Origin of the sequence: Phytohabitans flavus, assembly GCF_011764545.1 — a bacterium.
In the GTDB taxonomy this organism is placed as follows: Bacteria; Actinomycetota; Actinomycetes; order Mycobacteriales; family Micromonosporaceae; genus Phytohabitans; species Phytohabitans flavus.
In genome coordinates, this window is the sequence record NZ_AP022870.1 from 3,290,083 (window position 1) to 3,305,606 (window position 15,524).

Annotated in this window: 15 protein-coding genes and 1 pseudogene; 9 read left to right on the forward strand and 7 right to left on the reverse strand. The window is 69.7% G+C overall.

Annotated elements, in window-relative coordinates:
- Positions 1–116: 116 nt before the first annotated feature.
- On the reverse strand, positions 117–620 hold the full coding sequence (locus tag Pflav_RS14370; protein ID WP_173036621.1) for an FCD domain-containing protein: 504 nt from the start codon (positions 618–620) through the stop codon (positions 117–119).
- Between the two features lie 313 nt (positions 621–933).
- Here Pflav_RS14370 and Pflav_RS14375 point away from each other — a divergent pair, with 313 nt between their 5' ends.
- From Pflav_RS14375 to Pflav_RS14400, 5 genes and pseudogenes are all read left to right on the forward strand, one after another.
- A complete protein-coding gene (locus tag Pflav_RS14375; RefSeq protein ID WP_173036622.1) occupies positions 934–2,181 on the forward strand; it encodes an ABC transporter substrate-binding protein in 1,248 nt (415 codons plus the stop codon).
- The gene (locus tag Pflav_RS14380) at positions 2,178–2,558 is read left to right on the forward strand and encodes a periplasmic substrate-binding domain-containing protein (RefSeq protein WP_232071400.1); all 381 of its coding nucleotides are present in this window, start codon (positions 2,178–2,180) and stop codon (positions 2,556–2,558) included. Before Pflav_RS14375 ends, Pflav_RS14380 begins: the two co-directional genes overlap by 4 nt.
- A gap of 13 nt (positions 2,559–2,571) precedes the next feature.
- The gene (locus Pflav_RS14385; RefSeq protein ID WP_173036624.1) at positions 2,572–3,588 is read left to right on the forward strand and encodes an LLM class flavin-dependent oxidoreductase; all 1,017 of its coding nucleotides are present in this window, start codon (positions 2,572–2,574) and stop codon (positions 3,586–3,588) included.
- A pseudogene (locus Pflav_RS14390) lies at positions 3,576–4,531 on the forward strand (ABC transporter permease). The gene Pflav_RS14385 and the pseudogene Pflav_RS14390 overlap by 13 nt, the downstream one beginning before the upstream one ends.
- The gene (locus tag Pflav_RS14400; protein ID WP_173036626.1) at positions 4,528–5,397 is read left to right on the forward strand and encodes an ABC transporter permease; all 870 of its coding nucleotides are present in this window, start codon (positions 4,528–4,530) and stop codon (positions 5,395–5,397) included. Before Pflav_RS14390 ends, Pflav_RS14400 begins: the two are co-directional and overlap by 4 nt.
- Before the next feature lie 2 nt (positions 5,398–5,399).
- Here Pflav_RS14400 and Pflav_RS14405 read toward each other — a convergent pair whose 3' ends face one another.
- The gene (locus tag Pflav_RS14405; protein WP_173036627.1) at positions 5,400–6,236 is read right to left on the reverse strand and encodes an alpha/beta fold hydrolase; all 837 of its coding nucleotides are present in this window, start codon (positions 6,234–6,236) and stop codon (positions 5,400–5,402) included.
- A 58-nt stretch (positions 6,237–6,294) separates the two neighbouring features.
- Between Pflav_RS14405 and Pflav_RS14410 the strand changes: the two genes are divergently transcribed.
- The 4 genes from Pflav_RS14410 (at position 6,295) to Pflav_RS14425 (ending at position 10,837) form a co-directional block, all read left to right on the forward strand.
- A complete protein-coding gene (locus Pflav_RS14410; RefSeq protein ID WP_197938485.1) occupies positions 6,295–6,978 on the forward strand; it encodes a TetR/AcrR family transcriptional regulator in 684 nt (227 codons plus the stop codon).
- A 174-nt stretch (positions 6,979–7,152) separates the two neighbouring features.
- On the forward strand, positions 7,153–8,385 hold the full coding sequence (locus Pflav_RS14415) for an IS4 family transposase (protein ID WP_197938486.1): 1,233 nt from the start codon (positions 7,153–7,155) through the stop codon (positions 8,383–8,385).
- 901 nt (positions 8,386–9,286) lie between these two features.
- The gene (locus Pflav_RS14420; protein ID WP_232072675.1) at positions 9,287–10,357 is read left to right on the forward strand and encodes an AI-2E family transporter; all 1,071 of its coding nucleotides are present in this window, start codon (positions 9,287–9,289) and stop codon (positions 10,355–10,357) included.
- Positions 10,358–10,363: 6 nt separating this feature from the next.
- Positions 10,364–10,837 (forward strand): hypothetical protein, encoded by a 474-nt coding sequence (locus tag Pflav_RS14425; protein WP_173036630.1) that lies wholly within the window; start codon positions 10,364–10,366, stop codon positions 10,835–10,837.
- A gap of 9 nt (positions 10,838–10,846) precedes the next feature.
- Here the strand turns inward: Pflav_RS14425 and Pflav_RS14430 are convergent, their stop codons facing one another.
- The 5 genes from Pflav_RS14430 to Pflav_RS14450 are packed head-to-tail and all read right to left on the reverse strand — an operon-like array spanning position 10,847 to position 15,509.
- Positions 10,847–11,398 carry an RNA polymerase sigma factor gene (locus Pflav_RS14430; protein WP_173036631.1) on the reverse strand — a complete coding sequence of 184 codons (552 nt, stop codon included), beginning with the start codon at positions 11,396–11,398 and terminating at the stop codon, positions 10,847–10,849.
- A gap of 2 nt (positions 11,399–11,400) precedes the next feature.
- Positions 11,401–12,594 (reverse strand): MFS transporter, encoded by a 1,194-nt coding sequence (locus Pflav_RS14435; protein ID WP_173036632.1) that lies wholly within the window; start codon positions 12,592–12,594, stop codon positions 11,401–11,403.
- A gap of 21 nt (positions 12,595–12,615) precedes the next feature.
- On the reverse strand, positions 12,616–13,611 hold the full coding sequence (locus Pflav_RS14440) for a GHMP family kinase ATP-binding protein (RefSeq protein ID WP_173036633.1): 996 nt from the start codon (positions 13,609–13,611) through the stop codon (positions 12,616–12,618).
- Positions 13,608–14,183: an SIS domain-containing protein gene (locus Pflav_RS14445; RefSeq protein WP_173036634.1), complete on the reverse strand. Its 576-nt coding sequence runs from the start codon at positions 14,181–14,183 to the stop codon at positions 13,608–13,610. The genes Pflav_RS14440 and Pflav_RS14445 overlap by 4 nt, the downstream gene beginning before the upstream one ends.
- 12 nt (positions 14,184–14,195) lie before the next feature.
- Positions 14,196–15,509 carry an HAD-IIIA family hydrolase gene (locus Pflav_RS14450; RefSeq protein ID WP_173036635.1) on the reverse strand — a complete coding sequence of 438 codons (1,314 nt, stop codon included), beginning with the start codon at positions 15,507–15,509 and terminating at the stop codon, positions 14,196–14,198.
- Between the last annotated feature and the right edge of the window lie 15 nt (positions 15,510–15,524).

Genomic DNA, 15,524 nt, shown 5'->3' on the forward strand with positions numbered 1-15,524 from the left:
GGTATACGAGATCATATACGTTCTGCGATCCGGGTCAAGGCGCTCAGTACAGCTCGCGCCGCCCGACGGGCCGATCGCCGGAGACGGTCGCGACCGTCCGGGCCCGGCCCACTCCCCTACCTGCCGGACTCGGCGATGTGCTCGACGAGGAGCGGGCAGGTGTCGTCGGCGAGCGAGTCGTCCAGGCGGGACCCGACGTCGTCGAGGATGGTGCGCACGGTCCGCAGCCGGTGCGCCCGGGCCTGGCGCGCGATCTCGGCCGGCGTGATGGAACGGGACTCGATGAGGTCGAAGAGGGCGTAGTGCTCGCGTACCGCCTCCTGCGCCGCGTCGACCGAGTAGACCGGATGGTCTCGGGCGATGCCTCGGATGCGCGCCGCCTGGCAGCGGACGAGCTCGAGCAGGTGGCTGTTGGGGCAGCGCGAATAGAGCAGTTCGTGCAGTTCGTGCCCAAGCTCGCCGTACCGGTCGACCCGCCCGCTTAGGACGCATTCGGCCATCTCGGCGTTGAGCTTGCGCGCCAGGGCGATGTCCTCCGGCGTCAGTAGCGGCACGCTCAGCGCCGTGGCGTTCTCCTCCAGCACGGCCAGTGCCTCCACCGCCATGTCGGTCGGAATCATCTGCCCTCCGTAGCCTCGCCGCACGCACCCACATACGCCGGACCGCCGGCAAAGCTACGCAGGGGCCGCATCGCCGGTTGCGCCCGTGTCAACGTGATACTAAGAGCGTGTTACCGGCGTGACCAGCCTTCCGCCGGGTCGAGTCCGCCCCTGACCTCGTGCCCCACACCGAGTCCATCGGCGCTCGCTGATGCCGTAGCACGCGGATCGATAGACCGACACCGTCGTCCATCTTGGACACCCTTGACTCTTCTCGACGCACTGGTACAGTCCCAATCTGTATAGATTTTCCTATACGATCTGGAGGTGGCCCGTGCTGAGAAACGCACTCACCGCGTCCCGTCCAGCGAGAGTCGCCGCGGCGGTCGGCGCGACGGTTTTGGCCCTGGCGCTCGGTGCCTGTGGCTCGGACGGATCCGGAGGGCCCGACGGGTCGAGTGACTCGTCCGCCGCCCCCGGTGGTGGGCTGCCGAACGGCACGCCCAAGAAGGGCGGCGCGCTGACGATGGTCGTCGCCTCGGTCGGTTCGAGCTTCGATCCGGCGATCCAGCAGCTCAACGCGTTCACCGAGTCCGGCCCGATGAGCGCCATCTACGGCGCCACGCTCTACCAGCTCGCCGGCGACCCGAAGGTGCGGCCCGGCTTCGTCAAGTCCTTCACCCCGTCGCCGGACTTCAAGAGCTGGACCGCTGTGCTCAACCCGGACATCAAGTTCAGCGACGGTACGCCGTTCGACGCGGCGGCCATCGCGTACAACATCGAGCGTTCCGCCGACCCGGCGACGGGCTCGATCTTCCGGCTCGTCGCGCAGGGCATGAAGACCACGGTCGTCGACCCGCTGACCCTGAAGATCGACCTCGAAGCGGCCGACGCGCAGTTCGACAAGCAGTTCATGATCGCCTTCGGCTGCATCGGGTCACCGACCGCGATGAAGGCGCTCGGCACCGAGTTTCGCACCAAGCCGGTCGGTGCCGGACCGTTCAAGCTGCGGAGCCTCACGCCCGGACAGTCCATGGAGGTCGAGCGAAACCCGTACTACTCCTCGTTCGCCAAGGACCAGCCGTACCTGGACAGCGTCACCTTCCAGGCCGTCGGCTCGTACCCGCAGCAGATCGCCGCGCTTCAGAACGGGTCCGCGCAGGTCATGTTCGCCAGCGGTCAGCAGATCATCGACCAGCTGAAGACCTCCGGCCTCAACAACTACAGCTTCCAGAGCATCGGCGGCGGCTCGTACCTGTTCAACACGAGGAAGGCGCCGTTCGACGACCCGGCGGCCCGCGAGGCTGTCGTGCTCGCCCTCAACCGGGCGACCGCGGCGAACGTGTTCGCGCCCGGCACACCGCCGGTCACGAACTTCTTCCCCGATAGCAACCCGTTCCACGACAACAAGAACGACTACGTCGCGCAGAACAAGGAACGGGCCCAGCAGCTCTTCGACGAGCTCGCGGGAAAGGCAAGCCGGTCGAGTTCGAGTTCCTCTTCCAGTCGAACTTCCCCGACTCGGTCAACACGGCACAGGGCATCCAGGCGCAGCTGTCGACGTACCAGAACGTCAAGGTGACGGTGAAGGGTGAGCCCGGCGCCAACCAGCTCGCCAGCATGCGGGCCGGCAACTACCAGATGACGCAGTACGGCCTCTACTCCCAGAACGCGGTGCCCGACGGGGTCAACCAGTTCGGCACCGGCGCACCGTCCAACTTCACCGGTTGGAGCAACTCCACTGTGGACAGCGCGATCCGCGAGCTGCACGAGACGCAGGACGCGGCGAAGCAGAAGGAGTCCTGGAGCAAAATCCTCGAACAGCTGAACAAGGACAACCCGCTGATGTTCGTCAACCAGGGCGTGCTCGGCTTCGCCGCCTCGAAGGACATCACCGGCATCCAGCTGATCGGCCTTGGGTTCATACCGCTCTTCGGGCCGCTCGGGTACGCGTCCTAACCGGGGAGTACAGATGAAGGTAGGCATCCGGATCCCGCCCTGCCGGCCAGTTCCGGAGGTGGCCGCGTCGGCACGGCTAGCCGAGCGGGCCGGTTTCGACGCGGTCACCATGCCGGACTCCCCCACGCTGTGGCGGGACACGTTTACAGCGCTCGCGTTCGCCGCCACCGCGACCGAGCGGGTCGAGCTCTGGTCGTCGGTCACCAACGTCGTCACGCGCCAGCCGATCGGCCTGGCGAGCAGCGTGCGGACGGTGGCGGAGCTGTGCGGCGACAGGTTCCGGCTCGGCATCGGTGCCGCCGACAGCTCCGCGTTCCTCACTGGACGGTGCCCGGCGACGACGGGCGAGCTGCGGTCGGGCATCGCGCTCGTCACCGACCTGCTGCGCGGTGCCGAGGGGAAGATCGGCGACCACGCGGTCACCCTCCAGGACCCGAGCGGTCCGGTGCCGGTCTACCTCGCCGCGGAGGGTCCCCGAAACACCGCGCTCGCGGTCGAGGTCGCGGACGGCGTGATGACGACGTTCCGGGACGTCGACCGGAAGGCGGAGCGGATCGCAGCGGCGTACGCCAAGAGTGGGCGCACCAGCCCGTTCCGGCACATCGTCGTCTCGTTCGTCAAGATCACGGACGACCCGGCTCGCGAGGCGCGCGAGCTCAAGCCGCGGATCGTGAAGACGGTCCAGGCGGAGGGGGCCCGGCTGTTCGAGGAGGCCGGCTTCGACATCCGGGTACCGAGCAAGCCGATCCTGCTGCCGGACGGCACGGACATCGGGCACCCGCGCGATATGGACGAGGCGATCCGGGTGGCGTCGCAGTGGGTCCCGGACGAGGCCGCCGTCTGGTACGCCGGGCAGATCGGCCTGTTCGGGACGCCACGCGAGATCGTCGCGGGCATCGAGCGCCTGGCCGGGCTCGGGGTCGCGGCGCTGCACATGACCGACGGTGGGTCCTTCGACCTGCCGGACGCGCTCATCGAGCAGTTCGGCGCCGAGGTGTTGCCACTGCTGCGGGCGGGATGTTCTCCTTGAGATTCTTCATTCTCCGCAAGGTGATCCAGGCCGTAGTGGTCATCGTCCTGGTCACCCTCGCGACGCAGCTGCTGTCCAGCCTCATCCCGGGTTCGCCGGGCCAGTCGATCCTCGGCGAGGGCGCCGGCAAGGAGGCGATCGACAGGTTCAACCAGGAGTACGGCTTCGACAAGCCGTTCTGGACCCGGTACTGGGACTGGATCACCGGCGCGCTGCACGGCGACCTCGGCCAGTCCGTCCAGAGTAGACAGCCCGTCGCCGACGTCCTGCTGGCGCACCTCCCGGTGACGCTCGAACTCGCCGTCGTCTCGATCGCGCTGTCACTGCTCATCGCGATCCCGGTCGCCGTGCTCTGCGCGACGTACGAAGGCGGCTGGCTCGACCGGCTGGTGACCGCCTTCTCCTCCGGGCTGCTCGCGATCCCCGGCTTCGTGGCGTGCGTCTTCCTCGTCGCCTTCTTCTCCGTACAGGCGGGCGTGTTCCCCATCTACGGCTGGGTGCCGCTCACCGAGGACCCGTGGCAGAACGTCGTGCACGCGGCGCTTCCGGTGGCCGTACTGAGCATCGCGTCGTGCCCGCTCTTCCTCCGGGTGCTCCGCGCGGACCTTGTCACCACGCTCCGGGAGGACTTCGTGCTAGCCGCCCGGGCCCGCGGGCTGCCGAACTCGTACATCATGTTCCGTCACGTGCTCCGCCCGGCGTCGGCGTCCCTCTTCACGCTGGCCGGGCTGGTGTTCGGTTTCCTGATGGCGGGTCGATCATCGTGGAGACGTACTTCTCGCTGCCCGGCATCGGCCAGGCGGTCGGCATCGCCGTGCAGGCCAACGACCTGCCGATCGTGCAGGGAGTCGTCGCGCTCGTCGCGGTCGTGTACGTCGTCGTCAACACACTCGTCGACACCGGATACAGGCTTCTCGACCCGCAGTCCGGGAGGCAGCGATGACGGCCGCCCCTCTCGGTGTGGCCCCGGCCGCACGGACCCGCCAGCGGCGACGGCGCCGTTCGAACGTGTCGGTCGCCCTCGCGTTCGGCTGGGCGGGCCTGATCGTGCTGCTCTGCCTCACCGCGCAGTGGCTACCCCTGCACGACCCCACGACGTCGGTCGGCAACCCAAACCTGGAGCCGTCGCTGACGAGAGAGTTCCTCGGTACCGACGCGATCGGGCGCAGCCTGCTGTCCAGGATCGCGTACGGCGCGCGGGCCTCGGTCGAGATCAGCCTCTCCGCGACCCTCCTCGCCATGGTGATCGGCGTGATCCTCGGCCTCGCCACGGTGTACCTGCGCGGCGTGTTCACCGAGATCGTCGACACGCTCACCAACGCGGTGCTGGCCGTGCCGGCGCTGTTGCTGCTGCTCGCGATCATGATGGCGCTGCGGCCCAGCACGCCGGTACTCATCGGGGCGCTCGGCTTCATCTTCATCCCGGCGTTCATGCGGCTCACCCGCGCGAGCGCGCAGTCCCAGATGCACCGCGAGTACGTGCTCGCGGCACGCGCGATGGGCGCTGGCGGGCCGCGGCTGATGCTGCGCGAGGTGCTCCCCAACGCGATCCTGCCGGTGATCTCGTACGCCGCGCTCGTGCTGCCGTCCATCATGATCACCGAGGGCTCCCTCAGCTACCTCGGCTTCGGCGTCCAGCCACCCACGCCCAGCTGGGGCGCGATGATCGCGCAGGGGCAGCCGGCCCTGGCCCGCGCGCCGTGGCCGACGATCATCCCGTGCATCGTGATGTTCGCGACGGTGCTCGCGCTGAACACGATCGGTGACTGGCTTCGGGTACGGATGGACGCCCGCGAAGGCCAGCTCTGACCTCACAGTTGGCTTGTCCGCTCCCGGTTGACGGGGGCCGCGAAGAACTCGGCGAGCGGCTCGACAAGCCTGCTCGGCGCCCTGTTCAGGCCGTCGTGTCCGCTGCGCGGGATCGGGAGGACCCGGGCGTGTGGGAGAGCGTGGGCAAGTGTCTCGTTGAGCCCGACGTAGTAGGGCGGGCCGCCGGCGCCGTAGGTCAGCAGCACCTCAGCCTGGACCGCCGACCACGGGTCGGCGGGGCCGTCGTGGAGCCGTACCTGGTTCGTCTCGTCGAGGGTCTGTGCCAACAGATTGCCCATCGTGCGACCGATCGGCGTACGCAGGAACGCGCGGCAGATCGCGACGCGGACGCCGAGCGGAAGCCTCGCCGCCGGGGAGTGGGTGTTGAGGCCGGCGGTGGTGATGGCCATGCTCCTGGCGAGGTCGCCGTCTTGTGCCGCCTGGCGCGCGGCGTCGAGCCATTCCATGGGAAACTCGCCGTCGATGCTGACCGCCGCGTCGTAGAGCGCGAGCCGGTCGATCGGCATCCGCAGCGCGGCCCGCAAGGCGATGAAGCCGCCGGAGCTGTGCCCGATGACGTTGCGGGCGCCGGTGTGCTCCAGGACCGCGCCGAGGTCGTCGATGTCCTGGTCGAAGGTGTACGGCTCCTTGCGCGGGCCCGCGTCCTCGCGCCCCCGCCGGTTGTAGAGGTGCACGGTGAACCGGTCGGCCAGCTTACTGGCGAGCCGGCGGTAGATGCCGATCGTGACGCCGCCGCCATGCACGACGACGATGTCCGGTCCGCTTCCCGTCGAGTGCAGCACGATCGTCGCGCCATCAGGTGCCGTGATCCGTTCCATCTGCCCACCTCGCTAGACAACAAAACTGCGAACGCCGTTTGCAGTTTACAGTGGATCTGTGAGCGACGCACATGGGAGTTCCGGCGCGGGCCGGCAGCCGATCTGGGCCAGGCCCGAGCGCGGCAGCCGAGGCCCCGTACCGGCACACAGCCGGGACGCCATCGTCACCGCCGCGATCGCCCTGGCCGACGCCGACGGAATCGCCGCGGTGTCGATGCGTGCCGTCGCCACCGCGCTGGGCACCAGCGCCGGGTCGCTCTACAGGTACCTGTCGACCCGCGACGACCTACTGGACCTCATGACGGACCGGGTCATCGGCGAGCTGCGACCGTACCCGCCAGCCAGCGACGACGACTGGCTGGACACGATGGTCCAGCTGGCCAACCGGCAGTTGGCGCTCTACAGGCGCCATCCCTGGCTGCTCGACATCATCCACCGCGCCGGTACCGGCCCGGAAAACCTGGCCTGGTTCGACACCTGCCTGCGGCTCCTGGAGCCCGTCCCGTGCCCCGTGACCGCCAAGTTCGAGGCGATCGCGATGATGACCGGTGTGGTCAGCCTCTTCGCCCGCAGCGAGGCCACCGCCGGGACGTTCACCCTCGCCGGCGTCGACCTCGCGCCCTACCCACACCTCGCCGCGGCGTTCAGCCAGCCCGCGGGCCCCGCGTCCCCCGACGACCTCTTCGGAAGGATCCTTCGAATCCTGCTGACCGGGCTGCTCACCACCGAACCAACGGACTAGATGTCCTCAAACAGAGAGATTTGAGCTACCGCGATCTCCGCGGTGGTCCGGACCCAATGCCACTCACCTTAAGTTGATCTTGGGTTGGGGTGTGTTGGTCCGGGCGGGTTGTGGTGGGACCGGTGACGATCGCTGGTTGTGGTCGGTGATGGTGCGGCGGCTGTTGGTGGCCGGTTGACGGACTGGATCTCGGTTGGGGTACTCGCGGCGTCGGTGCCACGGGACGTGGTCGACGAGGCGGTCATGGTGTGTGATCGTCAGCCGCGGCGTTCGGATGGGAAGTTGCCGGCGCATGTGATGGTGTATTTCGCGATGGCGTTGGCGTTGTTCGCCGAGGACGACTACGAGGGTGTGCTGGCCCGGCTGGCGGAACCGTTGATGCAGTGGGGCTGCTGGGATCGTAGTTGGTCGATGCCGGGGTCGGCGGGGATCACGCAGGCCCGGCAGCGGCTGGGGTCGGACGTGGTACGGGAGGTGTTCGAGCGGGTCGCCCGGCCGGTGTGTGAGCAGTTGACTCGGGGGGCCTGGCTGGCCGGGCGGCGGCTGGTGTCGATCGACGGGTTCGAGTGTGATCTGCCGGACAGCCCTGCGAACGGGGAGTACTTCGGCTACGCCGGCGGGGCGGGACGTTCGGCGTTCCCGAAAGCACGGGTGGTGAGCCTGGTCGAGTCGGGTTCGCACGCCCCGATCGGTGCCACGATCGGGCCGATCGTGGGCAAGGGACTGGGCGAGCAGAGCCTGGCCCGCAACCTGTTCGGGCTGCTGGAACCGGGCATGCTGCTGCTGGCCGACCGGAACTTCCACAGCTGGCCGGACTGGTTGGCCGCCACTGCCACCGGCGCGGACCTGTTGTGGCGGGTCGGTGCCAGCGGCCGTGGTGGCATGGCCCTGCCGGTCGTGGCGGCCCTGGCCGACGGGTCGTACCTGACCGTGCTCTACGCCTCCCGCACGCGCCAGCCCGAACGGGACCGGATCCTGGCCGCCGCCCGCGCTGGCCACGACTTCGATCAGCAACGGGCCCGGATCGCCCGGGTCGTCGAATACGAGGTCACCAACCGCGGCGAACCCGACCAGACCGAACCGATCCGCCTGCTGTCCACCATCCTCGACCCCGTCCAGGCCCCCGCTCACACGCTGGCCGCCGCCTACCACGAACGCTGGGAACACGAAACCGGCAACGGCCAACTCAAGACCCACCTACGCGGCCCCGGCCGGATCCTGCGCTCACGCAGCCCCGACATGGTCATCCAGGAAATCTACGGCTACCTGCTCACCCACCACGCGATCAGCGCCCTGATCTGCCGCGCCGCCACCGAGGCCGACATCGACCCCGACCAAGTCAAATTCCTGCGCACCGTACGCATCGTGCGCCGCCGGATCACCGACCCGGCGGCCTTTTCCCCCTGACCGCCTGCAACACCTGCTCACCGCGATCCACGCCGAGATCACCACACCTCGACACCTACACCCCCACCGACGACATCGTTCCTACCCCCGCGTCGTCAAACGCATGCGCCACAACAGCTACCGGATCAAACAACCCCACGACACCGGCACCCGCCATACCGGACCGCCCACCATCAAACTCCAACCCACCACAACATCAACTTAAGCTGAGTGGCATTGGGTCCGGACCGCTGCTCCCGCGGCCTCACCCTCCGCGGTTCACAAGCCAACCCCTGGCCGGCATGGCCGGCGGTGAGGCCGCGGCCCGCCTGCCGCACGCACGGGTCGCCGATGGCCGGCCTAGTCGCAGATGCATGCCCTTGATCGGTGGGCGCTCTGGTCGTCCGTGGCGATCCGTTGCCCCCGCAGGGGCAATTTTTCGCCACGGACGCGGCGCGACGCAGCGCTAGCGTGTCGATCAAGGAGGTCTGCGGTCGTGGGGTCCGCGGCTGGGCGCGGCCACGCGCCCAGCTCGAGAGCTCGCGGAAACAGGAACCCCCACGGGGTTGGGCTTGGACCGCGGAGCCGGCAGCAGAGGTCGGGGAACTCGGCGAGCGCCAGCGAGCCGCCGACCGCAGCGGTGCCCGCGGGAGCATACGGTCAGCGACTGGCGCGGGCCGGGGAAAATACCCTGTCTCAAGAAATTGAATGTGACCCGAGCCCGTGTGTCAGATTCGGTGGGCGGGTGTACGCGTTCACTACCCTGCCGGCAGCGGCTGGACGCCGCACACTATCGCGGAGGTGACCTCAGGTGTCTGACACGGCGCCGACAATCGCACAGGATCCGGACAATCCCGCGACCAGCGAGGCGGTCCCCGAGCCCCGCCAGGCCGAGCCCGGACCGCCAGCGGCTGATGACCCAGTGACCGGCGAGCAGGGCGCGGGCCGGTTTGGCAAGCCCGGGGCGCCGCTGTCGAGGTCGCCGTTCGTGGTCGGGTTTACCGCTGGCCTGGGCCTGCTGCTGGCGTACACCTTCTTCCTGGTCATCCAGGACGCCGCCTCCATCCTCATCCTCATCTTCATCGCGTTGTTCCTCGCCGTCGGCCTCAACCCCGCCGTCGTACGCCTGCAACGCTGGGGCCTGCCGCGCGGCCTCGCGGTGGCTGGTGTGGGGCTCGGCGTCCTGGTCCTGCTCGCCGCCGGCCTGCTCGCGCTTGTCCCACCCGTGGTCACCCAGACAAGCGCCCTGGTGGAAAACCTGCCCGAATACATCAACCAGATGCGGCGCAGCGAGGCCCTGCGCGATCTCAACGAGCAGTACCAGGTGATCGACCGCCTCCAGTCCGCCGCGACCGCCACCAACATGACCAGGGCCGCCGGCGGGGTACTCGGCGGCGCCCAGGCCGTGTTCGGCGCGCTGTTCAACGTCCTCACCGTCGTCGTCCTGACCATCTACTTCCTGGCCGCGTTCGACCGGCTCCGGCTCGGCGCCTACAAGCTCGTCCCCGCCTCCCGCCGCGCGCGCGTCCAGGGCATCGGCGACGAGATCCTGGCCAAGGTCGGCGCGTTCATGGCCGGCGCCCTCGCCATCGCGTTGATCGCCGGTGTGGCGACCTGGATCTTCCTGGTCATCGTCGGAGTGACCTACCCGTTCGCGCTCGCGGTCGTCGTCGCCGTGTGCGACCTGATCCCCCAGGTCGGCGCCACGATCGGCGCGGTCGTGGTGAGCGCGGTCGGCTTCGCCACCGGCGGCGTGAGCGTCGGCATCACCTGCATCGTGTTCTTCGTCGTCTACCAGCAGTTGGAAAACTTCGTCATCTACCCGAAGGTGATGCGCCGCGCGGTCAAGGTCAGCGACCTCGCCGCGATCCTCGCCGCCCTGCTCGGCATCGCGCTACTCGGCGTGATCGGCGCCCTCATCGCGATCCCCGCCGTGGCCGCCGTCCAGCTCATCGTGCGCGAGATTGTCCTACCCCGCCAAGAGCAGAGCTAGGGTCCGATGAGTACTACGTGGCGCCACCTGCCAGCACCCGCCCAGGCCATCGCGGTCGCCGCTTCGGACGCCGTCGCCGCCGCACAGGCGCGCGACCGGGACGGGCTCGAGGCCGCCGTCGGACCCCTTGCCGCCGCCGAGGGGTCCGGCCTGGTGCTGGGCGCGGTGGTCAGGCTCCTCCTGGAGGAGGCACACCCCGACGGGCTGGCCGGCGACGACGTCCGCCGGGTCATCGAAGACTGCGTACGAGCCGCCGCGGTATGGGAGCCGGCCGTCGATCCCCATGCGCTCCTCGTCCTGCTAGCGGGCGCGTTGGGCGTCCACGACCAGGACGAGGAGGCGCAGGGCCCGGCACCCGAAGCACTGGCCCGGCATGCGGCACTGCTCGTCGCCCACCTGTTGAACACGCCGCGGCGTCCACTCGCGGGATACCTGACGGCGGCGTTCACCGAGATCGAACGCACCGAACTGATGGACTGACCGCCGTTGTCAGGCCGCAGGCACGGTTAGCCGCCGGCGGAGGCGGGCGAGGTGGGCGCGGGCTGTGGACGGCGGGATGCCGAGGATCACGGCGATCTCCGGCGACCGGTACCGGAGCGCCAGAAGCCGCAGGATCTCGCGTTGCCGTGTGGGCAGGTTGGCGAGGAGCGCGGCCGCCGCCGCCCGGCTGACCACGGTGCCCTCCGGGTCGCCGTCGGGTCCGGATGCCGTGGCGTCGGCGACGCGCGCGACGTCGTCGGTGGTCAGTTCGGGTCGGCGCCGCCGTGCCCGGTAGTGGTCGTGTACCAGGTTGCGGGCGATCGCCAGCAGCCAGGCCCGCGGCCCCACGTCCCGCCAGGTGAAGGTGCCGAGCCTGGTGAGCGCCCGCAGAAACGTCTCGGACGTCAGGTCCTCCGCCGCCTCCCGCTGGCTGACCCGGGCGTGGACGAACCGGAAGATCTCGTCCGCGTGGGCCCGGTACAGCAGGGCGAACGCGCCCATGTCTCCGTCCTGCGCCCGGCGGACGATCGCCTCCTCGCTCAGCGCCGCATGGCCACTCATCCCTACGCCACCACCGACTCGTCGGGGGCTGTCACGCGCCGGTCGGCCACCGAGACGGCGCGCGCCGCCGCCGCGGTCACCAGGAGCAGGAGCGCGGGTACCACCAGGGCGGCGGACAGTCCGACGACCTGCGCCGCCGCCCCGATCAGGCCGGGGCCGACCGAGAAGCCGAGGTAGCCGATGGTGGCGACCCGCGCGACCGACGTCGCCGCGCTCTGGCCGGGGAGCCGGCTCGCCGCCGCGAGGACGGTCGGCAGGGTGTACGAGAGTCCGGCGCCGAGTAGCGTGAAGCCGATCATGCCGGCCGTCGGCGTCTGCCCGATCACGCCGATCAGCAGGCCGGCCGCGGCACAGAGCAGCGCACCGCGGAAGGCGGGGACCGCGCCGTACCGCTGTCGCAGCCGATCCCCGGTGAACCGCCCGACGACCATCATCGTGGCGAACGCGCCGAACCCGAGGGCCGCCACGCCGGGACTGGCGCCGAGCTCGTCCCGCAGGAATACCGAGCTCCAGTCACCGACGCTGCCCTCCGCCAGCGTGCAGCAGAAAGCGAGGAGGCCGAGCGTCGTCAGCTGCGCGGACCACCGCTTCGGGCGCGGCGCTGGCGCCCGCTCTGGTTCGGGCCGGCGCCGCATGTCCACTGTGGAGGGGAACAGCAGGCGGGCCGCGGCCGCCCCGCCCGCCAGGCAGGCGAGCGCGACGACCGCGAAGTGTGGCCGCGTGCCGAGGCCGGCGTACGCGGCGAGAGACCCGATGCCGGCGCCGGCGATGACGCCGACGCTGTGCATCGCGTGCAGGCCGGAGAAGAGTGGCTGCCCGTGCCGTACCTCGACCGCGGCGCCGTGTGAGTTGACCGCGACGTCGACGACGCTGTTGAGGATGCCGAAGAGCACCAGGCACACGGCGAGGCTCTGCATGCCGCCGGCCAGCGCCGGCGGGATGAGCGCCACGGAGAAGAGCGGCAGGAACACCCGCAACGTGGCCCGACTTCCCAGGCGCGGCACGACCATGGCACCCACCTGGAGGCCGAGGACCGAGCCGAGGTGTTCGGCCATCAGCACCGCGGCGAGGCCGCCGTCGCCGAGGCTGAGGCCGTCTTTGACCGCGGGTATCCTGGCCGCCCAACTGGCGAAGATCAGGCCGGTCAGGAAGAGGATGACGGACAGGCCGACCCGGGCCCGGCGGGTCTCGCGCACGTGCTGCCTCCTTCTAACCGGTCAGGTGGTGACGAGGGCCGCGGCGCGGGTGTTGAGCAGGACGGTGCTGCCGTGCCGGTCGAAGGAGAACGTCATCTGCCGCGGGTTGCCCAAGGCGGCGCGCACCTGGGCGTGCCGGTGTGGTGGGCACAGGAAGAGGAAGAATCCGCCGCCGCCCGCGCCGAGCAGCTTGCCGCCGTACGCGCCGGCCTGGCGTGCCCGCTCGTACATGGTGTCGAGCTGCTGGTCGTGAATCTTGTCGGACAGCTCCCGTTTGCGCTGCCAGCTCTCGTCCAGCAGCCGCCCGAGCTCCCGTACCTCGCCGCGCAGCAGCAGTTCGTGACCGGTGGCGACGTGTGACTTCAGCGCGTGGAGCTGGTCGAGGCGCCGGTCGATGTTGGCCTTCTGGTCGCTGAGGATGTCGGACGCGCGGCGGGTCCGTCCGGTGTAGAGGATCAGGGCGTGGCGGTGGAACTCGGCCAGGTGCGCGGCCGGTACGAGGACCCGCTGGGCGGTGACGCTCCCGTCGGGGTGGAAGCGGTACTCACGCCAGTCGCCGAACGCGGCCGCGTACTGGTCCTGCTTGCCGATCGGCTGCCCGAGCACGTCGATCTCGATGCGGCACGCGGCCTCCGCCAGCTCCGCCGGCCCGGGTGCCGCGCCCTGGTAGGCCAGCAGCGCGTTGAGCAGCCCGACGGCCAGCGCGCTGGACGAGCCGAGCCCGCTCCCCCCGGCGGGTACATCGGACATGCAGGAGATCTCGAGCCCACCGGAGATGCCGGCGGCGACGAGGCATTCGCGGATCACTCCGTTGCGGATGTCGTGCACGTGCCCGGTGCGCTCCTGCGTCCAGTGGTTGACCACCAGCTCGTCGTCCCAGCGGGGCTTGACGGCGACGTGGACGTGCTTGTCGATGGCGAAGCTCAGCACGGAGCCACCGGCACGGCGGTAGTAGTCGGCGAGGTCGGTACCGCCGCCGAAGAGGCTGATCCGCAGCGGGGTCTGGGTGACGATCATCGGTCCCGGCTCCCCAGGTAGTCCTTGAGGACGGTCATCATCAAGTGGTTCATCGCCAGGTGCACGTCTTCGACCTTCTGCATGTCGGGCACCGGCACGTGGATGCAGTGGTCGGCGAGTTCGCGCAGCTGCCCGCCGTCGTAGCCGACCAGCGCGACGGTCTCCACGTCGCGACCCTTGGCGTACCGCACGGCCTCCACCACGTTCGGGGAGTTGCCGCTGCCGGAGATGGCGATGACCAGGTCGGTGGGATCGAGCAGCGAGTGCAGCTGGTGCACGAAGACCTGGTCGTACCCGATGTCGTTGGCGACGGCGAGCACGGTCGGCACGTTGTCGTTCAGGCAGGCGAGCCGGAAGCTGGCCCCGATGCCCTTGTTGAAGTCGGTGACGAAGTGTGAGGCGGTGGAGGCGCTGCCCCCGTTGCCGAATATGTAGACCGAGCCCGCCCGGTCGTGTACCCGGACCAGCGTGTCGATGACCGCGGTCACCTGGTCGACGTCGACCTGGTCGATGACCTTCTTGAGCTCGTCCAAATACTGGCTGGCGCCGAGCGCGAGGCTGGTGGCGTCCATTGTGTCCTCCGTTCAGGTGCGTTCGTCGAGCACGATCTTGGTGGCCGCCTTCAGGTCGTCGACGGTGTGATCGGCGGCTACGGCGTGCTTGGCGTCCGTGCCGGCCTCGCCGGTGCGCAGCAGGATCGTGCGCATCCCGGCGTTGCGTCCGGTTTGGACGTCCACTGTGGTGTCTCCGATGAACCAGGAAGCGGAGAGGTCGATGTGGTAGCGCTCGGCGGCCTCCTCGATGAGTGCGGTGCCCGGCTTCCGGCAGTCACAGGGCACCTTGTAGAGCGGGTTCTCGCCGGGAAAGCCGGCGTCCGGGTGGTGCGGGCAGAAGAAGAGGTCGTCCACGTACACCCCGCGGTCGCCGAGCTCGGTCTCCAGCTTGCGATGGATCTCGTCGAGTCCCGCCAGAGAGCAGTGGCCCCGCGCGACGACGGGCTGGTTGGTGACCACGATGGACAGCCGGTCGGAGTCGTTGAGGGCGGCGAGGGCCGCGTACGCGTCCTCGGTCACCCGCAGCTGGCCGGGCTCGCTGACCAGCCCGACGTGCTCGTTGAGCGTGCCGTCCCGGTCCAGGAAGACGGCTCGCTGCGGCCGGCGCAGGCTGCGCGCGGCGACCAGCCCGCTCGCGGCGTGCCGCCGGACCAGCTCGAGCCGCGCGGGTGTGCCGAGGTCCTTCACGTATTCGGTGCTGCGGTAGCCGTACACCTCGCCGCGCGGGATCGCCGGGGCGAGCAGGTCGCGTTCGAGGTCGCGGCGGGCGCCCACCGGTGCGCCGTCGAGCAGTGCCCGTTCCAGCACGAAGACGCCGGCGTTGACGAGGTTGCGGTGCCAGCCGATCCGGCCGACGTTCTTCGGCACGATGTCGGTCACCACGCCGCCGGGGCCGAGCGTCACCAGGTCGCTGTCGGCGGGGTGGTCGTTCGGGTGGACGAGCAGGGTGGCCAGCCCCGGATGTGCACTGTGGAATCGGGTCATCCGGCCGAGGTCGACGTCGAAGAGCACGTCGCCGTAGAGCACGAAGAAGCGCTCCGGGAGCCGATCGCGCAGCGCGCCGAACGCGCCGCCCGTGCCGAGCGGGGTGGCTTCCCGGAAGTACTCGACCGCGAGGCCGAACTGGCCGCCGTCCCCGCCGAACTCCTCGATCTTTTCGGCGAGATGTCCGGTGACCACGACGACCCGGGTCACACCCGCACGGCGCAGGCAGCCGATCTGGTGTGCCAGCAGTGGGCGGTCACCCACGGGCACCAACGCCTTGGGTATGCGGTGCGCCAGCCCGCCGAGCCGGGTGCCGAGCCCGCCGGCGAGGATGACCGCGGTGTCGATCTGTTGGCTCACGTCGATCGCCTCCTA

Coding starts and splice junctions, on each gene's coding strand:
- Pflav_RS14430 (WP_173036631.1), bottom strand. CDS start 11,398: ATGAGTGGCCATGCGGCGCTGAGCGAGGAGGCGATCGTCCGCCGGGCG.
- Pflav_RS14440 (WP_173036633.1), bottom strand. CDS start 13,611: ATGATCGTCACCCAGACCCCGCTGCGGATCAGCCTCTTCGGCGGCGGT.
- Pflav_RS14425 (WP_173036630.1), top strand. CDS start 10,364: ATGAGTACTACGTGGCGCCACCTGCCAGCACCCGCCCAGGCCATCGCG.
- Pflav_RS14370 (WP_173036621.1), bottom strand. CDS start 620: ATGATTCCGACCGACATGGCGGTGGAGGCACTGGCCGTGCTGGAGGAG.
- Pflav_RS14385 (WP_173036624.1), top strand. CDS start 2,572: ATGAAGGTAGGCATCCGGATCCCGCCCTGCCGGCCAGTTCCGGAGGTG.
- Pflav_RS14445 (WP_173036634.1), bottom strand. CDS start 14,183: ATGGACGCCACCAGCCTCGCGCTCGGCGCCAGCCAGTATTTGGACGAG.
- Pflav_RS14400 (WP_173036626.1), top strand. CDS start 4,528: ATGACGGCCGCCCCTCTCGGTGTGGCCCCGGCCGCACGGACCCGCCAG.
- Pflav_RS14405 (WP_173036627.1), bottom strand. CDS start 6,236: ATGGAACGGATCACGGCACCTGATGGCGCGACGATCGTGCTGCACTCG.